At 69.6% G+C, this 21,783-nt stretch carries 26 protein-coding genes and 1 other RNA gene; 6 read left to right on the plus strand and 21 right to left on the minus strand.

Annotation, left to right across the window (positions count from 1 at the left end; genetic code table 11):
- Positions 1 to 4: 4 nt before the first annotated feature.
- The gene (locus tag E4A53_RS02755; protein ID WP_136161589.1) at positions 5 to 409 is read left to right on the plus strand and encodes a SufE family protein; all 405 of its coding nucleotides are present in this window, start codon (positions 5 to 7) and stop codon (positions 407 to 409) included.
- On the opposite strand, the gene E4A53_RS02760 is transcribed toward E4A53_RS02755, so the two are convergent.
- The 3 genes from E4A53_RS02760 to E4A53_RS02770 are packed head-to-tail and all read right to left on the minus strand — an operon-like array spanning position 400 to position 2,088.
- A complete protein-coding gene (locus E4A53_RS02760) occupies positions 400 to 699 on the minus strand; it encodes a hypothetical protein (RefSeq protein ID WP_136161590.1) in 300 nt (99 codons plus the stop codon). The genes E4A53_RS02755 and E4A53_RS02760 overlap by 10 nt on opposite strands.
- Positions 696 to 1,232 carry a J domain-containing protein gene (locus tag E4A53_RS02765; RefSeq protein WP_136161591.1) on the minus strand — a complete coding sequence of 179 codons (537 nt, stop codon included), beginning with the start codon at positions 1,230 to 1,232 and terminating at the stop codon, positions 696 to 698. Before E4A53_RS02765 ends, E4A53_RS02760 begins: the two co-directional genes overlap by 4 nt.
- A 58-nt stretch (positions 1,233 to 1,290) precedes the next feature.
- On the minus strand, positions 1,291 to 2,088 hold the full coding sequence (locus tag E4A53_RS02770; protein WP_136161592.1) for an LD-carboxypeptidase: 798 nt from the start codon (positions 2,086 to 2,088) through the stop codon (positions 1,291 to 1,293).
- Positions 2,089 to 2,137: 49 nt separating this feature from the next.
- Between E4A53_RS02770 and E4A53_RS02775 the strand changes: the two genes are divergently transcribed.
- A complete protein-coding gene (locus tag E4A53_RS02775) occupies positions 2,138 to 3,547 on the plus strand; it encodes a glutamate ligase domain-containing protein (protein ID WP_136161593.1) in 1,410 nt (469 codons plus the stop codon).
- Here E4A53_RS02775 and rnpB read toward each other — a convergent pair.
- The 10 genes from rnpB to E4A53_RS02820 all read right to left on the minus strand — a co-directional run bounded on the left by rnpB (position 3,545) and on the right by E4A53_RS02820 (position 11,239).
- An RNA gene (gene rnpB, locus E4A53_RS02780) (RNase P RNA component class A) lies at positions 3,545 to 3,911 on the minus strand. The genes E4A53_RS02775 and rnpB overlap by 3 nt on opposite strands.
- Positions 3,912 to 3,921: 10 nt before the next feature.
- A complete protein-coding gene (locus E4A53_RS02785; protein ID WP_136161763.1) occupies positions 3,922 to 4,554 on the minus strand; it encodes an N-acetylmuramoyl-L-alanine amidase in 633 nt (210 codons plus the stop codon).
- A gap of 143 nt (positions 4,555 to 4,697) precedes the next feature.
- Positions 4,698 to 5,540: a CheR family methyltransferase gene (locus tag E4A53_RS02790; protein WP_136161594.1), complete on the minus strand. Its 843-nt coding sequence runs from the start codon at positions 5,538 to 5,540 to the stop codon at positions 4,698 to 4,700.
- Positions 5,537 to 6,610, minus strand: coding sequence for a chemotaxis-specific protein-glutamate methyltransferase CheB (cheB, locus tag E4A53_RS02795; protein WP_239018099.1), 1,074 nt, complete (start codon positions 6,608 to 6,610; stop codon positions 5,537 to 5,539). Before cheB ends, E4A53_RS02790 begins: the two co-directional genes overlap by 4 nt.
- 46 nt (positions 6,611 to 6,656) lie before the next feature.
- Positions 6,657 to 7,025, minus strand: a complete 369-nt coding sequence (locus tag E4A53_RS02800; RefSeq protein ID WP_136161596.1) for a response regulator — start codon at positions 7,023 to 7,025, stop codon at positions 6,657 to 6,659.
- Positions 7,026 to 7,088: 63 nt separating this feature from the next.
- Positions 7,089 to 7,532, minus strand: a complete 444-nt coding sequence (locus tag E4A53_RS02805; RefSeq protein WP_136161597.1) for a chemotaxis protein CheW — start codon at positions 7,530 to 7,532, stop codon at positions 7,089 to 7,091.
- Positions 7,532 to 9,877, minus strand: coding sequence for a chemotaxis protein CheA (locus tag E4A53_RS02810; protein WP_136161598.1), 2,346 nt, complete (start codon positions 9,875 to 9,877; stop codon positions 7,532 to 7,534). The genes E4A53_RS02805 and E4A53_RS02810 overlap by 1 nt, the downstream gene beginning before the upstream one ends.
- 55 nt (positions 9,878 to 9,932) lie before the next feature.
- Positions 9,933 to 10,592 (minus strand): histidine phosphotransferase family protein, encoded by a 660-nt coding sequence (locus E4A53_RS02815; RefSeq protein ID WP_136161599.1) that lies wholly within the window; start codon positions 10,590 to 10,592, stop codon positions 9,933 to 9,935.
- Between the two features lie 72 nt (positions 10,593 to 10,664).
- Complete coding sequence (locus E4A53_RS14590) at positions 10,665 to 10,811, minus strand: hypothetical protein (protein ID WP_168694284.1); 147 nt, start codon at positions 10,809 to 10,811, stop codon at positions 10,665 to 10,667.
- Positions 10,812 to 10,852: 41 nt separating this feature from the next.
- Positions 10,853 to 11,239, minus strand: coding sequence for a M67 family metallopeptidase (locus tag E4A53_RS02820; RefSeq protein WP_136161600.1), 387 nt, complete (start codon positions 11,237 to 11,239; stop codon positions 10,853 to 10,855).
- 17 nt (positions 11,240 to 11,256) lie between these two features.
- On the opposite strand from E4A53_RS02820, the gene E4A53_RS02825 reads away from it, so the two are divergent.
- On the plus strand, positions 11,257 to 12,213 hold the full coding sequence (locus tag E4A53_RS02825) for an RluA family pseudouridine synthase (protein ID WP_136161601.1): 957 nt from the start codon (positions 11,257 to 11,259) through the stop codon (positions 12,211 to 12,213).
- A gap of 55 nt (positions 12,214 to 12,268) precedes the next feature.
- Positions 12,269 to 13,177 (plus strand): RNA polymerase sigma factor RpoH, encoded by a 909-nt coding sequence (gene rpoH / locus E4A53_RS02830; RefSeq protein ID WP_136161602.1) that lies wholly within the window; start codon positions 12,269 to 12,271, stop codon positions 13,175 to 13,177.
- 49 nt (positions 13,178 to 13,226) lie between these two features.
- Here the strand turns inward: rpoH and E4A53_RS02835 are convergent, their stop codons facing one another.
- The 4 genes from E4A53_RS02835 to E4A53_RS14595 are packed head-to-tail and all read right to left on the minus strand — an operon-like array spanning position 13,227 to position 17,017.
- Positions 13,227 to 14,174, minus strand: coding sequence for an acetyl-CoA carboxylase carboxyltransferase subunit alpha (locus tag E4A53_RS02835; protein ID WP_136161603.1), 948 nt, complete (start codon positions 14,172 to 14,174; stop codon positions 13,227 to 13,229).
- 14 nt (positions 14,175 to 14,188) lie between these two features.
- A complete protein-coding gene (locus E4A53_RS02840; RefSeq protein WP_136161604.1) occupies positions 14,189 to 15,088 on the minus strand; it encodes a tyrosine-type recombinase/integrase in 900 nt (299 codons plus the stop codon).
- Positions 15,085 to 16,899 (minus strand): hypothetical protein, encoded by a 1,815-nt coding sequence (locus tag E4A53_RS02845; protein ID WP_136161605.1) that lies wholly within the window; start codon positions 16,897 to 16,899, stop codon positions 15,085 to 15,087. Before E4A53_RS02845 ends, E4A53_RS02840 begins: the two co-directional genes overlap by 4 nt.
- Positions 16,880 to 17,017 carry a hypothetical protein gene (locus E4A53_RS14595; RefSeq protein WP_168694298.1) on the minus strand — a complete coding sequence of 46 codons (138 nt, stop codon included), beginning with the start codon at positions 17,015 to 17,017 and terminating at the stop codon, positions 16,880 to 16,882. The genes E4A53_RS02845 and E4A53_RS14595 overlap by 20 nt, the downstream gene beginning before the upstream one ends.
- Positions 17,018 to 17,111: 94 nt before the next feature.
- Between E4A53_RS14595 and E4A53_RS02850 the strand changes: the two genes are divergently transcribed.
- Together E4A53_RS02850 and aroB are read left to right on the plus strand one after the other, a co-directional pair.
- Positions 17,112 to 17,654 carry a shikimate kinase gene (locus E4A53_RS02850; protein WP_136161606.1) on the plus strand — a complete coding sequence of 181 codons (543 nt, stop codon included), beginning with the start codon at positions 17,112 to 17,114 and terminating at the stop codon, positions 17,652 to 17,654.
- On the plus strand, positions 17,651 to 18,730 hold the full coding sequence (gene aroB / locus E4A53_RS02855) for a 3-dehydroquinate synthase (protein ID WP_136161607.1): 1,080 nt from the start codon (positions 17,651 to 17,653) through the stop codon (positions 18,728 to 18,730). The genes E4A53_RS02850 and aroB overlap by 4 nt, the downstream gene beginning before the upstream one ends.
- An 11-nt stretch (positions 18,731 to 18,741) precedes the next feature.
- On the opposite strand, the gene E4A53_RS02860 is transcribed toward aroB, so the two are convergent.
- Genes E4A53_RS02860 through E4A53_RS02875 form a run of 4 tightly spaced genes read right to left on the minus strand, consistent with a single transcriptional unit; the run spans position 18,742 to position 21,762 of the window.
- Positions 18,742 to 19,077, minus strand: coding sequence for a DUF423 domain-containing protein (locus E4A53_RS02860; RefSeq protein ID WP_136161608.1), 336 nt, complete (start codon positions 19,075 to 19,077; stop codon positions 18,742 to 18,744).
- A complete protein-coding gene (locus tag E4A53_RS02865) occupies positions 19,074 to 20,810 on the minus strand; it encodes a cation:proton antiporter domain-containing protein (RefSeq protein WP_168694299.1) in 1,737 nt (578 codons plus the stop codon). The genes E4A53_RS02860 and E4A53_RS02865 overlap by 4 nt, the downstream gene beginning before the upstream one ends.
- Positions 20,810 to 21,241, minus strand: coding sequence for an iron-sulfur cluster assembly scaffold protein (locus E4A53_RS02870; RefSeq protein WP_136161609.1), 432 nt, complete (start codon positions 21,239 to 21,241; stop codon positions 20,810 to 20,812). Before E4A53_RS02870 ends, E4A53_RS02865 begins: the two co-directional genes overlap by 1 nt.
- Complete coding sequence (locus E4A53_RS02875) at positions 21,238 to 21,762, minus strand: CvpA family protein (protein ID WP_136161610.1); 525 nt, start codon at positions 21,760 to 21,762, stop codon at positions 21,238 to 21,240. Before E4A53_RS02875 ends, E4A53_RS02870 begins: the two co-directional genes overlap by 4 nt.
- Positions 21,763 to 21,783 lie beyond the last annotated feature (21 nt).

Here is a 21,783-nt window from a genome sequence, read left to right on the forward strand (position 1 = left end):
CGGCATGACTACCCTGCCCGATGTGCTCGCCGACTACGAACTGCTCGAACCGGACGACCGTTACCGCCAGCTTATCGACCTCGGCCGCGCGCTGGAGCCAATGCCGGACCCGCTGAAGACCGACGCGACGCTGGTGCGCGGCTGCTCGGCGGCGGTGTGGGTCTATCCGACCCGCCTTGCCGACGGGCGGCTGCATTTCCTGGCGGACAGCAACGCGGCGATCACCAAGGGCATCATCGCCCTCGTCCTGCTGACCGTGCAGGACCGCACGCCGGTGAAGATCGCTGCGACCGACATCGCCGCCGAACTCGCGCCGTTCGACCTGCGCAACCAGCTCAGCTCGAACCGGACGCAGGGCATTCCCAACATGATCACGCTGATCCAGGCGACGGCGAAGCGCTACCTCTGATCGCCCGGTTCGGCGACAAGCGCGGCGATATCCGCGCCAGGCCCGATCAGCAGCCATTCGCCCGGCCGGCGCGTGTCGATCACCGTCACCGCGTCCTTCGGGCAAACGTCAAGGCAGCCGACCTCGACCACGCCCAGCCTGGCCTTGCGCCCCTCGCCGCCGATGGCTTTACGCAACGCCTTGGCGAGCCGCGTCTTGCCGCGCGGGCCGAAGCCGCCGCCCAGCCGCTTCGAGCATTTTCGACAGACCAGCAGCGCGCCCTGCCAGTCGGAACGGACCGCTGTCTTCACGCCGGTCGGCGCTCTTCTGCCCGACGCAACACTTCGTAGGCCGCCTGGATCGCCTGAAACCGCACCGCCGCCTCGGCATCGCCGGGACGGATATCGGGGTGATTCTCCTTGGCCAGCCGCCGCCAGGCGGCTTTCACCGCCTCGAAATCGGCATCCACCTCCAGATCAAGCGTGTCGAGCGCGCGCATCTCGTCGCGGGACCGGCTGCCGTCGCCCGGCCCGGCCCAACCGTGATGTGCGCTCTGCCGGTATCCGCCAGCGTCGCGCCGCTCGTCGGCCTCGCGCGCTGCCGCTTCCTCTGCACTCAGGCCCTGGAAATAATCCCAGCCGGCATTGTACTCTGCAGCGTGGCGCTCGCAGAAATACCAGCGTTCGCGGCTGTTCGGCGCCTTGGGGGCCGGCCGGTCGCCCGGTTCGTCGCAACCGACCCTGTCGCATAGCCGCACTGTCGCTGCTTCGCGTTCGGAGCCATAGGCGCGCCAACGGGGGAAGCCCCAGTCGAGGGATCGGGTTGAGCGTGGAGAACGGGCCATGACCCGCAAATAGGTGCCACGCCGCGTCGCGCAAGCCAAGGGCTGTGCCAACTCCCGGCTATCGCCCGAACGGCACTACCTTGTTGGCGCTGTCATGGCCGATATCGGCGCGCCCGAGGAATGGGATGCCGGAGATGCGACACCAATGCTCGGCGATCGCCACTTCGTCCATGCCGAAATCGACGTCGTTCTCTGGAATCTGGCTGCACCGGCCGAGCCGGATTCCGGCGACGCGGCGGATGCCGGGGTGGGCAGTGATCTGCGCCAGCGCCCGATCGATCCGGTAATGATATTCGCTCACCTCCTCCAGCATCAGGACATGACCGTTCAGGTCCGGCTGCCAGGGCAGGCCGATCAGATGAGCGAGGATCGTGATGTTAAACGCCGCCTTACGGCCCGGAGACGCTTCGCACGCGCTCTCGCGACCGTCGACCAGCCAGTCGAGCGCGCGGTTGACCGCCGCGTCGCCGCCCCGCCGGTTCAGGTCCGCCGGCATCGGCCCGTGGGCGACCCGCCTATACCCTTCTGCATAGAGCGCGCCGAGCAGGGTGCCGGCGTCGCTATAGCCCATCCATTGCTTGTCGCCGGCGGCGCCGGACAGGCGGGGCAGCACCGCCTCGACGATCCGGCAGGCGCCATAGCCGCCGCGTGCGAACCAAACCGCGTCCAGATCCGGATCGTTGGCATATTCGACCAGCGCGTCGGCCCGCGCCGCATCCGGCCCAGCGAAATGGCCGTGGGTCAGGTAGCATTGCGGGTGAATGCGCAATTCCGCCCTGCCGCCGGCCAGTTGATGGAGCCGCCTCGCCAGTTCCGGTGTGATCGGGCAACTGGGTGCCACAATTCCGATCCGCATCGCCGCTCCCGTGCTTGTCTGCTTCCGCGAAATCCGTGATAGCGCGGCGATGAGCGCGCACAAATCCTACTTTTTCTGCGGTATCGGCGGCAGCGGTATGCTGCCCCTGGCACTGATCCTCAAGGCGGCCGGCCACCGGGTCTGCGGTTCGGACCGGGCGCTCGACCAGGGCCGCACCGCGCCGAAATTCGACTTTCTCCGCGCCCAGGGCATCGGCCTGTTCCCGCAGGACGGCAGCGGCGTCACCGACGCCGGGCAGATCGTCGTCGCCTCGGCCGCGGTCGAGGATACGGTGCCCGATATTGCTCGCGCCGTCGCGCTCGGCTGCCCGCGCCTGTCCCGCGCCGCCCTGCTGTCCGAGCTGTTCAATGCCAGCCCGCAGGGCATCGCCGTCGGCGGTACCAGCGGCAAGTCGACGACGACCGGGATGATCGGTTGGATCTTCCACGCCCTCGGTCGGCGGCCGACGGTGATGAATGGCGCGGTGATGAAGAATTTCGTCACCGCCGACGCGCCCTTCGCCAGCGCCCTTGTCGGCGACGGCGACGCCTTCATTAGCGAGGTCGACGAAAGCGATGGCTCGATCGCCCTCTACAACCCGGCGATCGCGGTGCTGAACAACATCTCGCTCGATCATAAATCGCTTGATGAACTGCACGTGCTGTTCGGCAATTTCACTCGCCGGGCCGGCCGGGCGGTCGTCAATCTCGACGATGCGGAAGCCTCAGTGGTTGCCGCGGAGATTCACGCCGATGCGCTGATAGGCGTCGGCTTCAACGCCCCCGCCGCCCGCCTAGCGGGCAGCGCGCTGGTCGAGGAGCCGACCGCCGTCAGCTTCACCGTCACCGACCGGGAGACCGGCGCCAGCGCCGCCGTCCGCCTTGCCGTGCCCGGCCGCCACAACGCCCAGAACGGCCTTAGCGCGCTTGGCGCCGCCGTCGCCGCTGGCATCCCGCTGGCCGACGCCGCCGGGGCGATCGCCGGCTTCACCGGCCTCAGCCGTCGGATGGACATCGTCGGCACCATGGGCGGCGTCACCGTCATCGACGATTTCGGGCATAATCCCGACAAGATCGCCGCCACCCTGTCGGCGCTCCACGCTTTTCCCGGCCGGCTGCTGCTGTTTTTCCAGCCGCACGGTTACGGGCCGCTTCGCCTGATGGGCGACGCGCTGGTCGACACCTTTGTCGGCCATATGGGTGGCGACGACGTGCTGCTGCTGTGCGACCCAGTCTATTTCGGCGGCACCGTCAGCCGCGATGTCGGCAGCGGAGCGATCGTCGCCGCCGTCGCCGCCGGCGGCCGCGCCGCCGAATACCATCCAAGCCGCGCCGCCTGCGGCGACCGCCTCGTCGCCCGTGCCCGCCCCGGCGACCGCATCGTGGTGATGGGCGCGCGCGACGACACGCTGTCCGCCTTCGCCGCCGACTTGCTGCGGCGGGTCGGTGGGGATGGATAGGCCAGAGGGTCTGTAAGCCGGGTTCTGTCCACCCCTTGCGGGGATAGGCGACCATTCCTCTAGGACCGGCATTGCTGCCGGCCTCCAGCAACCAACCCGGACGGCGGGCCGGAACAGGCCCATATGCCATCCCTATTCGGTCTTGCTCCCGGTGGGGTTTGCCCTGCCGTTCCCGTTGCCGGGTCCGCGGTGCGCTCTTACCGCACCCTTTCACCTTCGCGTGGCCGAAGCCGTCGCGACCTGCTCTCTGTGGCACTGTCCCTGGGGTCGCCCCCGCCGGGCGTTACCCGGCACCGTCATTCCGTGGAGCCCGGACTTTCCTCCCGCGCACAAGAAGCACGCCGGCGGTCGCCCGACCCTCTGGCCCAGCCCTTCTAGTCGTCGCCGCGCGGCTTGGGAAGCAGCAAGGCGAGCAGGATGGCGCGGCATTCGCCGTCGATCTCGCCGTCGATAAGCTCGGGGCGGAAACGCCGCTGAAATGCCACCACCGCTGCCAGCTTGTCGGTCACGTCATAGCCGAACCGCTCCAGCGCCAGCAGGAAGCCGGCCTCCGTCCAGTTCGGGTCCATCAAGTTCTTTGTCGGCCTCGGCAGCGCCAGCCGCAGCTTCGCCAGCCGCGCCCATGGGAACAGCTCGCCGGGATCCTGCTTGCGCGTCGGCGCGATATCGGAATGGCCGACGATATTGCCGCGCGTGATCGCGTGCCGGTCCTTGATCTCGGCGACCAGCGGGATCAGCGCGTCGATCTGCTCGTCGGGAAACGGACGATAGCCGAATTCGTGACCGGGGTTGACCAGCTCGATGCCGACGGATGCGCTGTTGATGTTGGACAGGCCACGCCAATGCGACGCGCCGGCGTGCCAGGCGCGCTTATCCTCGGCGACCATACGCAGCACCTGTCCATCCTCGGTTACGAGATAATGTGCAGACACCTTTGCCGCCGGATCGCACAGCCGCGCGATCGCCGAGGCGGCATCGACCATACCGGTATAGTGCAGCACGATCATCGAAACAGGCAGCGTGCGATCGTCGAAATTCGGTGACGGCGTCTCGATCACGTCAACCACGCCCCCTGTTCCCCTTCGTCTGTTTTCACCCCCGGGGCACCCGCCGCACAAACGGGTGCCGCGTCAAGTCTTTCCTGCGCCAGTCAAGCCGCACGGGTCGCCACCTGGAGGGTGGATGGGCGATACAACCCCCTGATTTCCGGGTCAGAAACGAACGCGTCGGTCTGGCCGACCACCGTTTCGCCGGCGCCCAGCATCAGCAGGCCGTCGCACGTAATGGCGGCATGCAGCCGGCCGAATGCCGCGCGCCGCCGTTCCGCAGCAAAATAGAGTAGCAGATTGCGGCACAGGATGACGTCCGCCTTGCCGGCGAACGGCGTCGGGTCGAGCAGGTTGTGCTGGCGAAAGCGGATGCGCCCGGCCAGTTCGCGCCTGACCCGCCAATGTGCCCCGTCCTGCTCGAACCAGCGCAGCATTTGGCCGACCGGCAGGCCGCGCTGGATCTCGAACTGGCTGAAAAGGCCATCGCGGGCCTGGGTGATCGCGGCGCGCGAGATGTCGGTCGCCAGCAGGTCGATCCGCCACCCGTCCCAGCGGGCCCGCGCCTCGGCGAACTGGATAGCCAGCGAATAGGCTTCCTGTCCGGTCGAGCAGCCCGCGCACCAGATCGTCAGCCGTCGTTCGTCCGCCCGCCGCGCCCGCATTCGCTCCAGCCCGTCTGTAGCCAGCAGTTCGAACACGGCGCGGTCGCGGAAGAAGGACGTCTCGTTGTTCAGCAGTGCCTCGACGACCAGCCCGGCCAGCCGCTCATCCCTGCGGCCGATCAGCGCCGTTACCAGTTCGGCCAGGCTGGCAAGGCCGCGGTCCCGCAGCAGTGGCTTCAACGCCGTCTCCACGCGCCACAGCCGGCTTTCGGCCATCTGCTGCCCGCTATGCTGCTCCAGCAGGTTGGCGAGGAAACGCAGCGTGGCCGGGTCCGCGCTCATGCGGCGCCCGCCGCCGCCCGGGCGCGCCGGGCCAGCGTATCGGCAATCTGCGCCGGCGGCAGGATCGCGCACGCCAGCCCCGCCCCGGCGGCGGCGCCCGGCATACCCCAGACGACGGCGGTATCGCGGTTCTGGACCAGCAGGTCGGCGCCGGCATCGGCCAGAGCGCGGCCGCCGATGACCCCGTCGCGGCCCATGCCGGACAGCACGATGCCGACGGCGGCGGGGCCGTAGGCGGCTGCGACCGATTCGAACATCGGGTCGACCGACGGCATGCAACCGCTGTCGGCAGCACCATCGACGATATGCGCGGCAGCCCGGCCGGATGTTAGCCGGACCCCCAGATGGCCTTCGCCCGGCGCGACGAGGATTTCGCCCCGGCGCAAGCGCCGCCCCTCGGCGGCGACGGCGGCGGGCCGTCCGGCGATCTCCTCGATCTGGGCGGCGAAGAAGCTCATGAACACCGGCGGCAGATGCTGGGTGATCAGGATCGGCGCGTCGAAATCCGCCGGCAGCGCCCGCAGCAGGTCCGACAGAGCGTGCAACCCGCCGGTCGATGCCCCGATCGCGACGCAGGCGATCGGCCCGCGCGACAGCGGCCGCATGGCCAGCGGCACTTCCGCCACCCCGTCGGTCAGCCCGTGGCCGGTCCGCGCCGGTGGCTTCGCGTGACCGATGCGGATCAACCGTTCCGCCAGCACCTCGGCGAAGCGCCCGCCGAACGACCCGGCGCCGGGCTTGGCCAGTGTATCGGCGGCGCCCAGGGTCAGCGCTCGCATCGTCGCCACCGCGCCTTCCTCGGCCGACGACGAAACGATCAGCACGCGCGCGCCGTTGCTGGCGGCGAGCACGGCGGGAAGTGCGGTCAGCCCGTCCATGCCTGGCATCTCGATGTCGAGCAGGATGATGTCGACCCAGGCGCCGGACAGATAGGCGAGCGCGGCGTCGGCGCTCGACACGGTGGCGACGATCTCGAATTCCGGGCGTGCCGCGATCATCCGGCTGAACACCGCGCGGGCCACCGCCGAATCGTCGACGATCAGCAGGCGGATCGGCCGTTGGCCGCGCAAACCGGGGGTTCCGGCGCCTGGTGCTGCTGCAAGCGCCATGTCCGGCTCAGGCCAGGCCGACGATCTGCAGCTTGCTGGCCAGCGTGTCGCGGTCGAACGGCTTCATCACATATTCGTCTGCACCGGCCTCGATCGCGGCCTTGATATGGGCGATGCCGTTTTCGGTGGTGCAGAAGACGACCTTGGGTCGGCGTGCGATGACGTTGCTCCGGCCCAGCGCCTGCAGGAACTCCATGCCGCTCATCACCGGCATGTTCCAGTCGAGCAGCACGACGTCCGGCGGCGTCGCCTCGCAATGGATCAGCGCCTGCTGCCCGTCTTCCGCCTCGGCAACCTCGAAGGACAGCGTTTCGAGGATGTGGCGGGCGACCTTCCGGATCACCTTCGAATCATCGACAACCAGACATGTCTTCATGGTATCAGCCTGCGCCCCGTCTTCTTTGTGCCTTCCATTTAAACGGCTTGTGTAAGCGTGACGTTAAGACGCCTGGGCAAGCGCATGCTCCTCCGGGCCGGCGATCAGCCGCTCCGGATCGACGAGCAACAGCGCCTCGCCTTCGAAATCCACCATACCGGTCGCCACCCGTGCCCAGCCGGCCTCGAGCCGGGCGCGGATCGGCACCGGCTCCTGCTCGATCACCCGCGCGTCGTCGATTGCGCCGACCAGCAAGCCGTAGGGATGGCCGTCCACGGTGACGACGACGGCGCGCGACGACGGCTTGGCCGGTGCCGGCAGGCCGAGCGCGCGGTTGCAGCAGATGACGGTCAGCAGCCGGCTGCGCAGCGCCGCCAGCCCGACGACATGCGCCGGCGCCAGCGGTACCGGCGCGATCGCCCCGATATCGACGACCGAATCGACCTGGGCGGCGCGGATCGCGACCGGCTGTCCGGCAATGGTGCAGAGCAGGAAAAGCTTGTCCATCACGCCCTCCGTGCGGCCGAAATACTGGTCTGGAGCGCCGCGAGCAGCCCCGGGCGATCGTACCGGTAGATGCTGTCGTCCCCCGCCCCGGCGATGGCCGGGCTGGCGCGCAGCCGGACGATCGGCGCCGACTGGCCGGTTGGCGCCGGTCCTTCCGCCTCGGCGATCACCACGTCGGCGCTGGCAGCGTCTGCATCGCCGGCCAGCGCGACGCGATAACCGGCCGCCTCGACCAGCGGACGCAATATCTCTCGCATCCATGGGTTGTCGGCATCGGCGAGCACGCAGAGCGGCGCCGCCCCTGCCGCCTTTTCCCCGCCGTCGATCCCGGCGAACAGCCAGTGCGGATCGAGCAACTCGACCGGTTCGCCGTCGACCAGCGCCGCTCCGGCGACCGGCCCGGCACTCGCTGCTGCCTCGACCCGTGCCGGCAGCGCGACGATGTCGAGCACGTCGCCAATCGCGTAGGCCAGTTCGGCGGACCCGTCGTTCAGCCGCAGCAGCTTGAGCCACGGCTCGTCCGGCAGCGTGTCCAGCCCGGCAAGCGGCAGCAGCCGCCCGTCCAGCGCAACCCGCATCCGCCCGGCAGAAAAACGCACATGCTCGCCGGCGACATCCTCGACCCGCTCGACTACCGCGAGCCGGATACCGCGTCGCGCCCCGTCGGTACCGATGAACAGCAGGGTCGGCACGGTTTCGGTCGCGTCCGCCACGGCGACCGGCTGCTCTGCCGTCTGGACGGCGCCCTCTTCCGCTGCAACGCCGGCGGCGGCGGCGATGCCGCCGACATCGAGCAGCAGCATCGGCACGCCATTGTCGGGCAATGATTTTCCGGCATAGACACCGGTCGCCGCCACCGGTGGCGACGCCGGCTTGATCACCAGTTCCTCATGGTCGTGGACCGCCGCCACGCCTAGCGCATAGGTTCTGCCGCTGACCCCGCACAGCACGACCAGCGTGCGGCCACGCGACGCGACCGGCCCGTCCAGGCACAGCACATCCTCCAGGTTGACCAGCGGCAGGGCGCGACCGCGGATCGTTGCCACCGCCGCGCTGCCGATCCGGTCGATGCGGATCGTCTCGTTGCTGTCGTGGACGATTTCCTCGATCGCCGAGCGGGGAATGGCGAAGGTCTGGCCGCCCGCCGTCACCGTCAGCGCCGCGATGATCGTCAGAGTCAGCGGTACGTGGATGGTCAGCTTCAGGCCGTGCCCCGGGTGATTGTCCAGCTCGATCACCCCGCCGATCCGCTCGATATTGGCGCGGACGACGTCCATGCCGACACCCCGGCCGGAAATCTCGGTTACCGTCTCGGCGGTAGACAGGCCGGCGGTGAACACCAGCGCGCAGCGCTGCGCCGGTGCCATCGCTTCAACCGCCTCCGCTGTAACCACGCCGAGCGCGATTGCCCGCGCGGCGAGCCGCACCTCGTCGATGCCGCGCCCATCGTCGGCCACCTCGATGACGATCTGGTTGCCGGACTGGCGGGCGGTGACCGTCAGTCGCCCGGTCACCGGCTTGCCGGCGGTGCGGCGGCGCTCCGGCGCCTCGATGCCGTGGTCGATCGCGTTGCGGACGATATGGGTCAGCGGATCGCGGATCAGCTCGATCATCTCGCGGTCCAGCTCGACGTCGCTGCCTTCGATCCTGAGGTCGACCGCCTTGCCCAGTTCGGCGGCGGTGTCGCGCACCATGCGCGGCAGCGCGGAGAACAGCCGGTCGATCCGCTGCATGCGGGTGCGGGTAATCGAATCCCGCATCTCGGCCACGCAGCCGGACAGCCGCTCGAACGCCCCTTCCAGCGCCGGACCGCCATCCACTTCGCGCAGCCGGCGCGCCAGTTCGTTGCGCGCAAGCACCATGTCGGACACGCCGCTCATCATCCGGTCGAGCAGGTCGAGCGGCACGCGGATGCTGCGGGCAGGCGCATGGGGCACGGCGGCGGCGATCGGGGTGGGCGCGAGCGCGGCCCGCGCCGCCATGCCGTCAAGCGCGGCGATCAGCACCGCGTCGTCGCCGTCCGGCTCTGCTTCGCCGCTGTCGAGCGCCTCGACCAGTTCGCCGATCCGGTCGATGATCCCCAGCACCGCGCTGACCAGCGCCGCGTCGGCAACCCGGCTGCCGGACCGGACGGTGGCGAGCGCATCTTCCGCCGCATGGCTGAGCCGCGCGAAACGCGGCAGGTCGAGGAAGCCGCAACTGCCCTTCACCGTGTGGACGAAGCGGAAGATCGAATCCAGCCGCGCCCGGTCGCCCGGCTCGGCTTCCCATGCCACGATCTCTCCCGACAGCGCTTCCAGCGTTTCGCGGGTCTCGGCAATGAATTCAACGAGAAGGTCGTCCATGCGGTCCGTCCAGGAAGAACGGCCCGTTGTCTGTCACAACCGGTTAAGGCGAAGTTTACCCGGCCACCGGCGCTCCGGCGCGCAGTAGCGCGCCGAACAGCAATACCGGCTCGGCCGCGTCCGATACCTGGACATGGCCGCCGCTGGCGGTCGCCAGCCTGTGGACCAGCCAGGCGGCGGCGGCGCGCGGGGTCAGCGCGTTCTCGTCGACATCGCCCTGCAGGGCGGTGCGCAATTCCGGGTCCAGAACCAGGCGCGGCCCTTCCGCGCGCACGACGATCTCGGTACCGTCAGGGCTGTTCTCCGCGCCGACATCCAGCCGCCCGCCGCGGACCAGCGCATCGCCGCCGATCAGCGCCAGGTTGAGCAGGATCTTGATCGCGGTCTTGCTCAGCGTCGGCTCGCCAACCATCCAGCCGATCTCGACCCGCCCCTCCTTGCCGAACAGCCCCTCGATCGCGGTCCGCGCCTCGCGCGTGTCAACCATTTCACCAAAGCCGCCGGCAGCGCCGAAGGCGAGGCGAAAGAATTTCAGCTTGTTGGCCGACGCGCGCGCGCTTTCGCCCAGCAGGTCCAGGCAGCGTGCCCGCATTTCCGGGTCATGCTCGTCGGCGAGCAGTTCGATGCCGTTGTTGAGCGCGCCGACCGGGCTCAGCAGGTCATGGCACAGGCGCGAACACAGCAGGCCGGCGAAATCGACTGGGTTGATGTTCATTCTGATCCCGATAATCCCGCTCGTTGGCCGCTCTTCTGACGAATACGAGCGCGACATGCAAGGCGGCGGCGCTCAGCCTTTCGGCGCCAGCCAATCGGCGCGAAGCACGCCCTTCCGCACCTTTCCCATGCTGTTGCGCGGCAGGGCGTCGACGAACAGCACCGTCTTGGGCAGCTTGAACCGTGCCAATCGGGCGGCCAGCGCCACCGCGGCAGCCATCTGCCGCGCCCACGACGCCCCGGACAGATCGCCACCTGTTGTTATACGATGGCCAGCGCCACTGCCACGAAGCCGTCGGCCTCTGCTCGCCACAGCCGGGCTTCTCCGGTACCGACGATCAGCCATAACCGGCCGTCACCGGCCGCCTCCGCCTGGTCTCGCGCCGACGGTTCCGCCCTTCCCGACGGGTGCGAATGGTAATAGCCGGCGATTGGCGGCCCACCGGCCCGCTCGACGCGGATCGCAGCGAACAGCGCCGTTGGATCGATCTCGAAGCTGTCGCGCGGATCGGCGGCGACATTGGCGGCCGGGACATGGGAGGATATGCCGCCCGCGCCCAGCAGAATGCCGCAGACCTCGCGCTCCGGCGAGGCCGCCGCCCGCGCGAGGATGTCGGCCAGAACAGCGCTTGAAATCGTCACCGCCATGCCCACCTACATGGACGATGGTTCCGGGGGTTTCCACGCTGAAAGCGGTGATCGCGCACGATGCCGACGGATGGCGGCTGGACCGCGCGCTTGCCCATGCGCTCCCCACCCTGTCGCGCGAGCGGCTGAAGGTGCTGATCGCGTCCGGCCAGGTCACGCGAGGCGATTCGGACATCGTCAGAGATCCCGCGGCCAAGGCGCTCGGCGGGCAGAGTTTTTTGGTCGACGTGCCGCTCCCCACGCCCGCCCATAACGAGCCGCAGGCGATCGCGCTTACTGTCGCCTATGAGGACGACCATCTGATCGTCGTCGACAAGCCCGCCGGGCTGGTCGTCCACCCGGCGGCCGGCAATCTCGACGGCACGCTGGTCAACGCGCTGCTTCACCACTGCGCGGGGAATCTGTCCGGCATTGGCGGCGTCGCCCGGCCCGGCATCGTTCACCGGATCGACAAGGGCACGTCGGGCCTGATCGTCGCCGCCAAGACCGATCGCGCCCACGAAGGGCTGGCGAAGCAGTTCGCCGCCCACAGCATCGAGCGCCGCTACAAGGCGATCGTCGCCGGACTGCCCAACCCGACATCCGGCGCGGTCGACGCCCCGCTTGCCCGCAGCCCGCACGACCGCAAGAAGATGGCGGTGGTCCGCGCGGATCGCGGCAAGCGGGCCGTGACGCATTATCGCCTCATTCAGCCGCTAAGACAGGCAGCGATGGTGGAATGCCGGCTGGAAACCGGCCGCACCCATCAGGTGCGGGTCCATATGGCGTCGATCGGCCATCCGCTGCTCGGCGATCCGGTCTATGGCCGGGCGGGCACCACGCACCGCCCGGTGCTGAAACAGCTTGGCTTCGCCCGGCAGGCCTTGCATGCCGCAAGGCTTGGCTTCGTTCACCCGGTCAGTAGCGAAACTTTGACCTTTGATAGCGAATTACCTGGCGACATGCAGGAACTGTTCAGGGCACTTGTCGTATAGACTATGGAAAGAACCGGGGCTCCCCTCGCCCCGGTCAGGGAGATAACCGACGATCATGGCAAAAGGCAGCAATGTCCCGGCGACTATCCCCGCGCTGGGCGGCGAGGCGAGCCTCAATCGCTATCTCGCCGAGATCAAGAAATTCCCGATCCTGGCGCCCGAGCAGGAATATATGCTCGCAAAGCGTTTCCAGGAGCATCAGGATCCGGAGGCGGCGGCCCAGTTGGTCACCAGCCACCTGCGCCTCGTCGCGAAGATCGCGATGGGCTATCGCGGCTACGGCCTGCCGGTGTCGGAACTGATTTCCGAAGGCAATATCGGCCTGATGCAGGGCGTGAAGAAATTCGAGCCGGACCGCGGCTTCCGCCTTGCCACCTATGCGATGTGGTGGATTCGCGCCTCGATCCAGGAATTCATCCTGCGGTCGTGGAGCCTGGTGAAGATGGGCACCACCGCGGCGCAGAAGAAGCTGTTCTTCAACCTGCGGCGGATGAAGAACCGCCTCAATGCGTTCGAGGACGGCGACCTCAGCCCGGAGAATCTGAAGAAGATTGCCGACGACCTCGGCGTGACCGAGGATGAAGTGACGTCGATGAACCGGCGCATGGCGATGGGCGGCGACACGTCACTCAACGTGCCGATGCGCGAGGACGGCGACGGCCAATGGCAGGACTGGCTAGCCGATGAAGGACCGTTGCAGGACGAACGCATCGCCGAGGCGGAAGAGCGTGACGTGCGCCACGCCTTGCTGATGGAGGCGATGGACGACCTGAACGACCGCGAGAAGCACATTCTCTCGGAACGTCGCCTCGCCGACGAGCCAAAGACACTGGAGGAGCTGAGCCAGGTCTACGGCGTCTCGCGCGAACGCGTCCGCCAGATCGAGGTCCGCGCCTTCGAGAAGCTGCAGCGCGCGATGCTCCGCATCGCCGGCGCCCGTCGCCTGCTGCCGTCGCCGGCCTGACCACCGTTTTGAACTGCCCGTCCCGCGCCGCCGCGCGGGGCGGGCAGCCTTACAATTCCCCCATAGCCAGGAATTTGCGGCGGCGGTCGGCGCGCAATTGCCCCGCGCTCAGCCCGGCCAGCGAATCGAGTGCGCCGCCGATCGCCTCGCCCAGCGCCGCGATCGCCGCCGCCGGGTCGCGGTGCGCGCCGCCGATCGGCTCCGGCACGATCTGGTCGATAACCTTCAGCCGCATCAGGTCAGCCGCCGTCACCTTCATTGCCTCGGCCGCGTCGGGCGCCTTGTCCGCCGTCCGCCACAGGATCGACGCGCAGCCTTCCGGCGAGATCACCGAATAGACGGCGTGTTCGAACATCAGCACCCGGTTGGCGGCGGCGATGCCGACCGCCCCGCCGGACCCGCCTTCGCCGACGATCGCGGCGACCATCGGTACGCCGAGCGCCAGGCACGCCTCTGTCGACCGGGCGATGGCCTCGGCCTGGCCCCGCTCCTCGGCCTGCACGCCGGGAAAGGCGCCAGACGTGTCGACCAGGCTGACGACCGGCAGGCCGAACCGGTCGGCAAGCTGCATCAGCCGAATCGCCTTGCGATAGCCCTCCGGCTTGCCCATGCCGAAATTGTGCTTCAGCCGGCTGGCGGTATCGTCGCCTTTCTCATGGCCGATGACCAGCACCCGCCGTCCGCCGAGCCGCCCCAGCCCGCCGAGGATCGCTTGATCGTCGCCGAACGCGCGGTCGCCGGCCAGCGGCATGAAATCCTCGACCAGCCCGGCGACGTAATCCTTGAAATGCGGGCGCTGCGGGTGGCGGGCGACTTGCGTCTTCTGCCAGGGCGTCAGCTTAGCATAGGCGTCGCGCAGCATCCTGTCCGACTTGGCCTGGAGCTTGGCGACTTCCGGCTCGATGTCGATGGTGCTGCCGTTCGCGGTCTCGCGCAGCTCGGCGATCCGCGCCTGAAGCTCGGCGACCGGCTTCTCGAAATCCAGATAGGTTCTCATCAGGGTTAGGGGGGTTAGGCGCGGCGCCGGGCGGCGTCAACGAGGGGATGGCGGCTGTTGACCAGCTCGACCAGCCGCCGCGCGTCGACATGGGTGTAGATCTGCGTCGTCGCGATGTCGGCATGGCCCAGCATCGCCTGCAAGGCGCGCAAGTCCGCCCCGCCTTCCAGCAGGTGGGTGGCGAAGGCGTGGCGCAGCACATGCGGGCCAACCCGATCGGGCGGCACCCCGGCCTCCGCCGCCAGCGCCTTCAGCAGCTGATAGAGTCTGATCCGGCTGAGATGCTTTTCGCCGGACGGGAACAGCCAGGCGCTGGCGTCCGGCACATGCGCGCGCCAGCGGGCGACGGCGGCGCGCGCCTTGTCGGAAATCGGCACCAGCCGCTCGCGCCCGCCCTTCCCCTTCAGGATCAGGAACGGCCGGTCCCCGGCAATCGCGGCGCGCGGCAGCGACACTAGCTCGGTCGCGCGCAGCCCGGACCCGTAAAGCAGCTCGATCAGCGCCGACAGCCGCAGGTCGAGCGGGCGTGGCACCGCGACGGCGACGCGCGCATCCACCGCCGCGAACAGCCGGTCGACATCAGCATGGCTCAATATCTTCGGCAGCGGCCGCGCCTGCGCCGGGCGGGGCAGCGCCTTGCCGGGGTCGTCCGCCCGCAGCCCTTCGTCGGCCAGGAAGGCGTAGAATCGCCGCAGCGCCGCCGCCTTGCGCGCCACCGTAGTCCGCGCCAGCGGCAGCCAGGCCGCGCCAAGCTTCGCCAGCTCTGCCTCGCCAGCCACCGTCAGCCGTCCGCCAAGCAGCGCAGACGCGCCGTGCAGGTCGGTGCCATAGGCGATGATGGTGTTGCGCGCCGCTCCCGCCTCCGCCGCCAGCATTTCGAGGAATCGCTCGATCAGCCGGCGGTCGTCGCTCATGCGCGGGTGATCGCCTCGGCCGCGATCATCCGCGCTTCCGGCGCCCGTCCGACCGCGTTCAGCGCCGCGACGATGTGGTAGAGATAAGCTGGCGGCACCGCGCGCCATTCGCGCGTCTGCATGCCGACGGCGGCGAGCAGCGCCACGGTCCCCGGCTGGCGCGCCCGCGCCGCCCGGTCGATCGCGCGGGTCCAATTGTCCTGACGGCCGACCGGCACGTCGAAATCGCGCGCCAGCGCCTCGGCATCGGCGGCGGGCAGGCGACCCAGCCCGGCCAGCGCGGCGATCAGGAATCGCGCCTTGGCGGTCTCCGCGCCACGCAGCGTCCCGGCATAGTCGCGCACCCGCGCCGCCGTCACCGGCACCGCCGCGCTCGGCGCGCCGACGGCCAGCAATGCCCAGGCATCGCCGCCGGTGCGGCTGGCGATCTCGCCCCAGCGCGCGGCGGTGCTGTCATATCCGGCGGTCAGCATCGATGCGATCAGCCGCCCGGCATCGTCCTCGAACGCCCGGTCGGGCGCGATGAACGCCGCCGCGCGCGCGGTCAGGATCAGCCGGGCGAAGCGCTCGCGCGGGTCACCCGCCTCGTCCCACAGGCCGCGCAGCGCCGTCATCCGCGCCGATGCCTCATCGGCGGCGGCAGCGCGGCTCAGCGCCTCGGCCACCGCGACCGGCGCGGAGCCGACATCGCCGCTGTCCAGCACCGCGCCATACAGGTCGGCATAGGCAGCGGCGGAAAACACGCCGAGCGTCGCCGCCCAGGAAGCCGAGCCGACCCGCGCCGCCGGTTCCAGCATCGGCAATCGGGCCTGCCAGGCGCGGACGTGCGGGCCGACGCTGGCGATCAGCGGCTCCGGCACTGCCACCCCGGTCGCCCCGGCGAGGCCGAACCGCCAGGCAGTCAGTTGGTTGACGCCGTCCCACTGGATGTTGACCGCGCGCCGGCCGTTGACCCCGGCGCCGACGACCTTCTCGGCCAGCAGCAGGTCGATACCCCGCGCCCGGCCGCTGCGTCGCGTCGCGTCGATGATCGCGCCCGCCGGCCCCGGCTCCGCCTGCAACGCGGCGCACATCGCCCGCGTCAGGTCCCAGGACACCGTCTTGCCATAGGCGGAACCCGGCTCGACCACCGGGCAGAGCGCCGCCGGGTCGGCATTGGCGAGCGCCGCCTGCATCGCGATTTCGTAGAGTTTCGGCGTGTATTTGCCGGAATCGATCCCGGCGACCAGCATCCGTGCCGGGTCCGCCTCGCCCATGCGCAGCAGCAGCCAGGCGCGCTCCGCCACCCAGTCGGCGCCGTCGACGCCGATCGGCGCCGGGGTTCGGCTCAGCAGCGCCCGCCGCAGGGTGATCGACGCCCAGCGCGACGCGACCGGCGCGCGGGTGCCGCGCATCAGCCGTGATAGAAACACCCCGTCCGCCCGCCCCCAGGCGTTTGGGCCGAAACCGCCGTCCGCGCGGCCGAGCGGCCCAACGAAGGCTGGGTTGCGCTGCGCCTCCGGCGGCATGTCGTAGGCGATCGCGGTATTGGCTTCACCCTCTTCCGCCAGCGGGTCGGTGGCGTTGGCCAGCGCGTCCGCAGCGGCCGCCTGCTGCACCGACGGCGGCAGCAGATCGGCGGGCGGCGGCGCGGCCGGGGTCGGCGCGCCGGCCGGTGCAGGGGCCGGCGTCGGGGCGGGAAGCGGGTCGCCGAACCCGGACGGCAGAATCGATTCGGGCGCCTTCTGGCCGAGTGCGGGGAGCGCCAGTGCGGCCAGGCCGACCGTCGCCAGCAATGCTGCCGCGACGCGGCTAGCGCGCCAGCTTGTCATTGGCCACCGGCTTCTCAACCCGGGTCAACGGCTTCTCGCTATCGACTCGCGACAGGGCGAACATCGTCGCGCCGACAACGGCGAGGAGGATGAGGAGGGTAAGGGCGTAACGGGACATGACCTGACGCAAACCTTCTTGCTTCGCCGCTGGACTGCTGCGGCTCGTTGGCCTTTTGCCCGATGGCGGACCATTCTGTATAGCCCCGGCCCACATGAACCGGCCCACACCCTCCCCTGATCCCCGCCCGACCCTGCCGATCGTGCTGGTCGGCCTGATGGGCGTCGGCAAGTCGACGGTGGGCAGGCGCCTTGCCTACCGGCTGCGCTTGCCGTTCATCGATGCCGACCACGAGATCGAGCGCGCCGCCGGCATGACCATCGCCGAGATGTTCGACCGCTATGGCGAGGCGCATTTCCGCGATGGCGAACGGCGGGTGATCGCCCGGCTGATCGACGGCCGGCCGAAGGTGGTGGCAACCGGCGGCGGCGCATTCATGAACGAAGAAACCCGCGCGCTGATCCTCGGTCACGCGATCGCGGTCTGGCTGGACGCCGACGTCAACGTTTTGGCGGATCGGGTATCGCGCCGCGCCGGCACCCGGCCGCTGCTGCGCGGCGGTAACCCGGGCAGCAAGCTGGCGGCGCTGGCGGCGGAGCGCAACCCGGTCTATGCGCTGGCCCCCATCCATGTGCGGAGCAACCCGGCGCCGCACGAAACCACCGTCAACGCGATCATCGAGGCTTTGAAGGCATGATCAGCATCCCGGTCGCGCTAGGGGCGCGCAGCTACGACGTGCTGATCGAGGACGGCGCGCTCGACAACGCGGCCGACCATCTCGGCCCCTGGCTGCACGGGCCGGCAGTCGTCGTCACCGACGAGCATGTTGCCGCGCGCCAGTTGCCGCGCCTCGCCGCCGCGCTCGACATCCGCCCCGTCATCCTGCCCGCCGGCGAAGGCACCAAGAGCTGGGCCGGGCTGGAAAGCCTGCTCGACCAGTTGCTCGCCCTCGGCCTCGAACGCGGCGACCATGTCATCGCGCTCGGCGGTGGGGTGATCGGTGACCTTGTCGGCTTCGCCGCATCGATCCTGAAGCGCGGTTGCAACTTCATCCAGATACCGACCAGTCTGCTCGCCCAGGTCGACAGTTCAGTCGGCGGCAAGACCGCGATCAACACCGTTGCCGGCAAGAATCTGGTCGGCAGCTTCCACCAGCCATCCTTCGTGCTGATCGACCCGACGGTGCTCGACACGCTGCCGCCGCGTGAACTGCGCGCTGGTTATGCGGAAGTGGTCAAATACGGGCTGATCGACGATTTCCCCTTCTTCGAGTGGTGTGAAGCCAACGCCGCCGCGCTGCTCGCCGGCGATTCCACCGCCCGCGCAGAAGCGATCGGGCGCAGCATCGCCGCCAAGGCGGCGATCGTCGCCGCTGACGAACGCGAGACGCTTGACCGGCGTGCTTTGCTCAACCTCGGCCATACCTTCGGCCATGCGCTCGAAGCGGAAACCGGCTTCTCCGATCGGCTGCTGCATGGTGAGGCGGTCGCCGCCGGTATCGCCCTCGCCTTCGCCTTCTCCGCCGAACGCGGGCTGTGCGCGGGGCAGGAAGCTAAGCGCGTCGCCGCCCATCTTGCCGCCGCCGGTCTGCCGACGACGCTGGCCGCCGCCGGTATCTCGGCCAACGGCGCGGCGCTCGTCGCCCATATGGCGCACGACAAGAAGATGAGCGGCGGCCGCCTGCCCTTCCTCCTCACCCGCGGTATCGGGCGCACCTATGTCGACAAGACCGTCGATCTGGCCGACGTCGCCGCTTTCCTCGACCAGGCGTAGCCGCTGCCCGGTCAGCGCCGGACGGCCACCCACAGCCAGCCGGCGATCATCGCCGCGCCGCCGATCGGGGTGACGGCGCCCAGCCAGCGGGGCGCGCCGAACGCCATCGCATAGAGCGTCGCCGCGAACAGGGTCGCTCCGGCGAGCAGCAGCGCGCCGGCGCCCCGCGCCCGCCCGGCCAGCGCGATCACCGCGACCGCGTGGATCAACTGGTAGAAAGCGCCGGTCTTCAGCCATTCCGCCGCCGCACCCTGGGCAGCGTGGGCGCCATAGGCTCCGGCCGCCACCGCAACCGCCGCAGACAGCGCCGCCAGCGGGATCAGCCCGCTACCGCCCCGCCGCCTCATGCGCTACGTGGTCGGAACATCATTTCCGCTCCTGCATAAAGATCCCCAGTCGCCGCCTGCGCCTGCATCCGCGCCACATCGCCCTCGCGGTATTTCACTTCGGCGCGGTCGATCTCATCCTCGTCGACCTCCAGGGCGGCGAGCGCCAGCCGCGCCATGCGGATCGCCGAATCATGCACCTCACGCACGACGCCGGCAACCGGGGCGCCGTGCAGCCGCAGCACCATCCGCCGGTCGAACGCGCGCACGAAGATTCGCGCATCGGGAAACGCCTCCGCCACCTCGGCGATCTGCGCGGCGTCGGTCTCACGGTCGTCGTGGCAGAACAGGATCAGCTGCGCGTCCGCCGCTCCGGCCAGTCGTAGCAGGTCGACGCGCCGGCCGTCGCCGAAATAGACCTTGACCGCGAATGCCGCCGATACGTCGATCTGCTCCGCTTCCCAGTCGATCAGCGTCACGGTCAGGCCCTGCGCGGTCAGCATCTGCGCGACCGTCTGGCCGAACCGGCCATAGCCGACGACGATCGCCGCCGCCCCGTCCGATCCGCTGGGTCCTTCGCGGGTGTCGCTGTTCGGCGGGGCGTTGCGTAGCCGCTTGCTCGCCATCATCAGGAACGGCGTCGCCGCCATCGACAGGGTGACGACCGCGCCGAACAGGCTGGCGGCGCGCGGTTCGATCAGTAGAGCGCCCTGCGCCTGCGCGAACAGCACGAACGCGAATTCTCCGCCCTGGCTGAGCAGCAGCCCAAGCCCCAGCGCCGGCCGCCACGCCATGCCGAACAGCCGGGTCAGACCGAAGATGATCGATGTCTTGGTGACGATCAGCGCCGCCGCCATGCCGAGCACGAACAGCGGCCGCTCAAACACGACATGCAGGTCGAGCATCATGCCGACGGCGACGAAGAACAGGCCGAGCAGCACCGCGCGGAAAGGGTCGATATCCGCCTCCAGCTCATGCCGGTAGGGCGAATCGGCCAGCATCACGCCGGCGATAAACGCGCCGAGCGCGGTCGACAGGTGCAGCGCCTGCATCACCGTCGCGCTCGCCAGCACGCAGAACAGGCCGGCGGCGATGAACAGCTCGCGCTCGCCCATCCTGCCGATCAGCCGGAACAGCGGGTTGAGCAGATAGCGCCCGGCCAGTACCAGCCCGACAACCGCGATCACCGTATAAACTGCCAGCACCCAGCCGGGCGGAGCACCCGGGTCCGGCGGCGCCCGCGACAGCGCCGCGATCACGGTGATCATCGGGATCAGCGACAGATCCTGCAGCAGCAGGATGGAAAAGGCCCGCTCGCCGACCGGCGTGTGCAGCCGTCCGGCCGATTGCAGCATCGGCAGCACCTGCGCGGTCGACGACAGCGCCAGCGGCATGCCGAGTGCGATCGCCGCCGCCAGCGTGAATTCCGAACCACCCCAGACGACCATGCTCAGCGCCACGCCGCACAGCACCACCTGCGCCACGCCCAGCCCGAATATGTCGCGCCGCAGCCGCCACAGCCGCGCCGGGCTCAGTTCCAGCCCGATCAGGAACAACAGCAGGGTGATGCCCAGTTCGGCGATGCCCAGCTTGCCCTGCGGGTCGCCGACCAGGCCCAGCGCATGCGGGCCGATCGCCGCGCCGGCGACGATATAGCCCAGCGTCGCGCCCAGCCCAAGCCGGCGGAACAGGATGACACAGGCCAGCGCGGCGGTCAGCATGACCACTCCGTCGATGATCGCGCCGCCGTGCATCAATCCGCCTTTGCCGCCAGCCGCGCCGCCTCCGCCGCCGCCTCGAACGCCAGCCGGATCGACGCGTGGCGCGCGCTATGCGGCCGCGCCGGGGCGAGCACCGCCATGCCCGGCCAGTCCGGCGGCGCAGCGCGCTCCCCCGCCAGCCAGGCGCCGAGCGCGTCGCGCGCCACGGCCAGCGCCGCCGCGTCCCGGCCGATCGCGTGGCTGGCCATCAGGTTGGCGGCGGCCTGCCCCAGCGCGCAGGCGTTGACCACCAGGCCCAGCCGCACCACCCGCCCGGCATCGTCCAGGGCAAGGTCCACGGTCACCCGGCTTCCGCAGACCGGCGAATATTTTTCGCTCGTCGCCTGTGGATCCGTGAGCCGCCCGGCATGCGGAATGGTCGCGGCGAGCCGCAGGATATCGGCATTGTAGAGCGGCGCGTTCACGCCCGGTCCACCGGTGGGTCGGGCGGTGCCAGCCGCCGCTGGTTCATGTAATCGACCAGCGCCTTGCCCGACGCGTTGAGCAGCGGGTAGCTGTGCGAGCTGCGCACCCATTCCGGCCGCCGCGTCGCGCCGCCGTTGATCGTGTCGAGCACCATCACCGCGGCGAGGAAGATCAGCGTCGCGAAGATCAGCCCCTTCAGCGCGCCGAAACCGATGCCGAGCAGCCGGTCGAACGCGCCAAGCACCGATTGCCGCGTCCGCGCGCCGATCGCCCGCGCCAGATACCTGCCGACCAGAAAGGTCACGCCGAACAGCAGCGCAAAGGCCAGGGTCGCTGCCCCGGCGCTGGTCCCGACCCGGTCGAGCAGCATGTCGGTCACCGGGGTGTGGAAGAATTTCACCGCCAGGATCGCCAGCACCCAGGCGAACAGCGACAGCGCCTCGGTGACGAAGCCGCGCAGTCCGCCGAGCACGGCCCCGCCGCCGACGAGGAGGATGACGATAATATCGAGCGCGGTCATCGGCGTTTCACCTGTGCTGCT

It is taken from the genome of Sphingomonas flavalba (assembly GCF_004796535.1).
GTDB classification, from domain to species: domain Bacteria; phylum Pseudomonadota; class Alphaproteobacteria; order Sphingomonadales; family Sphingomonadaceae; genus Sphingomonas_L; species Sphingomonas_L flavalba.

Coding starts and splice junctions, on each gene's coding strand:
- E4A53_RS14595 (WP_168694298.1), bottom strand. CDS start 17,017: ATGTCCCGTTACGCCCTTACCCTCCTCATCCTCCTCGCCGTTGTCGGC.
- E4A53_RS02860 (WP_136161608.1), bottom strand. CDS start 19,077: ATGAGGCGGCGGGGCGGTAGCGGGCTGATCCCGCTGGCGGCGCTGTCT.
- E4A53_RS02790 (WP_136161594.1), bottom strand. CDS start 5,540: ATGAGCGCGGACCCGGCCACGCTGCGTTTCCTCGCCAACCTGCTGGAG.
- E4A53_RS02820 (WP_136161600.1), bottom strand. CDS start 11,239: ATGGCGGTGACGATTTCAAGCGCTGTTCTGGCCGACATCCTCGCGCGG.
- aroB (WP_136161607.1), top strand. CDS start 17,651: ATGATCAGCATCCCGGTCGCGCTAGGGGCGCGCAGCTACGACGTGCTG.
- E4A53_RS02800 (WP_136161596.1), bottom strand. CDS start 7,025: ATGAAGACATGTCTGGTTGTCGATGATTCGAAGGTGATCCGGAAGGTC.
- E4A53_RS02865 (WP_168694299.1), bottom strand. CDS start 20,810: ATGCACGGCGGCGCGATCATCGACGGAGTGGTCATGCTGACCGCCGCG.
- E4A53_RS02810 (WP_136161598.1), bottom strand. CDS start 9,877: ATGGACGACCTTCTCGTTGAATTCATTGCCGAGACCCGCGAAACGCTG.
- E4A53_RS02840 (WP_136161604.1), bottom strand. CDS start 15,088: ATGAGCGACGACCGCCGGCTGATCGAGCGATTCCTCGAAATGCTGGCG.
- E4A53_RS02875 (WP_136161610.1), bottom strand. CDS start 21,762: ATGACCGCGCTCGATATTATCGTCATCCTCCTCGTCGGCGGCGGGGCC.
- E4A53_RS02775 (WP_136161593.1), top strand. CDS start 2,138: ATGAGCGCGCACAAATCCTACTTTTTCTGCGGTATCGGCGGCAGCGGT.
- E4A53_RS14590 (WP_168694284.1), bottom strand. CDS start 10,811: ATGGCTGCCGCGGTGGCGCTGGCCGCCCGATTGGCACGGTTCAAGCTG.
- E4A53_RS02770 (WP_136161592.1), bottom strand. CDS start 2,088: ATGCGGATCGGAATTGTGGCACCCAGTTGCCCGATCACACCGGAACTG.
- E4A53_RS02825 (WP_136161601.1), top strand. CDS start 11,257: ATGGTTCCGGGGGTTTCCACGCTGAAAGCGGTGATCGCGCACGATGCC.
- E4A53_RS02815 (WP_136161599.1), bottom strand. CDS start 10,592: ATGAACATCAACCCAGTCGATTTCGCCGGCCTGCTGTGTTCGCGCCTG.
- E4A53_RS02785 (WP_136161763.1), bottom strand. CDS start 4,554: ATGATCGTGCTGCACTATACCGGTATGGTCGATGCCGCCTCGGCGATC.
- E4A53_RS02845 (WP_136161605.1), bottom strand. CDS start 16,899: ATGACAAGCTGGCGCGCTAGCCGCGTCGCGGCAGCATTGCTGGCGACG.
- E4A53_RS02835 (WP_136161603.1), bottom strand. CDS start 14,174: ATGAGAACCTATCTGGATTTCGAGAAGCCGGTCGCCGAGCTTCAGGCG.
- E4A53_RS02765 (WP_136161591.1), bottom strand. CDS start 1,232: ATGGCCCGTTCTCCACGCTCAACCCGATCCCTCGACTGGGGCTTCCCC.
- E4A53_RS02755 (WP_136161589.1), top strand. CDS start 5: ATGACTACCCTGCCCGATGTGCTCGCCGACTACGAACTGCTCGAACCG.
- E4A53_RS02850 (WP_136161606.1), top strand. CDS start 17,112: ATGAACCGGCCCACACCCTCCCCTGATCCCCGCCCGACCCTGCCGATC.
- rpoH (WP_136161602.1), top strand. CDS start 12,269: ATGGCAAAAGGCAGCAATGTCCCGGCGACTATCCCCGCGCTGGGCGGC.
- E4A53_RS02805 (WP_136161597.1), bottom strand. CDS start 7,532: ATGGACAAGCTTTTCCTGCTCTGCACCATTGCCGGACAGCCGGTCGCG.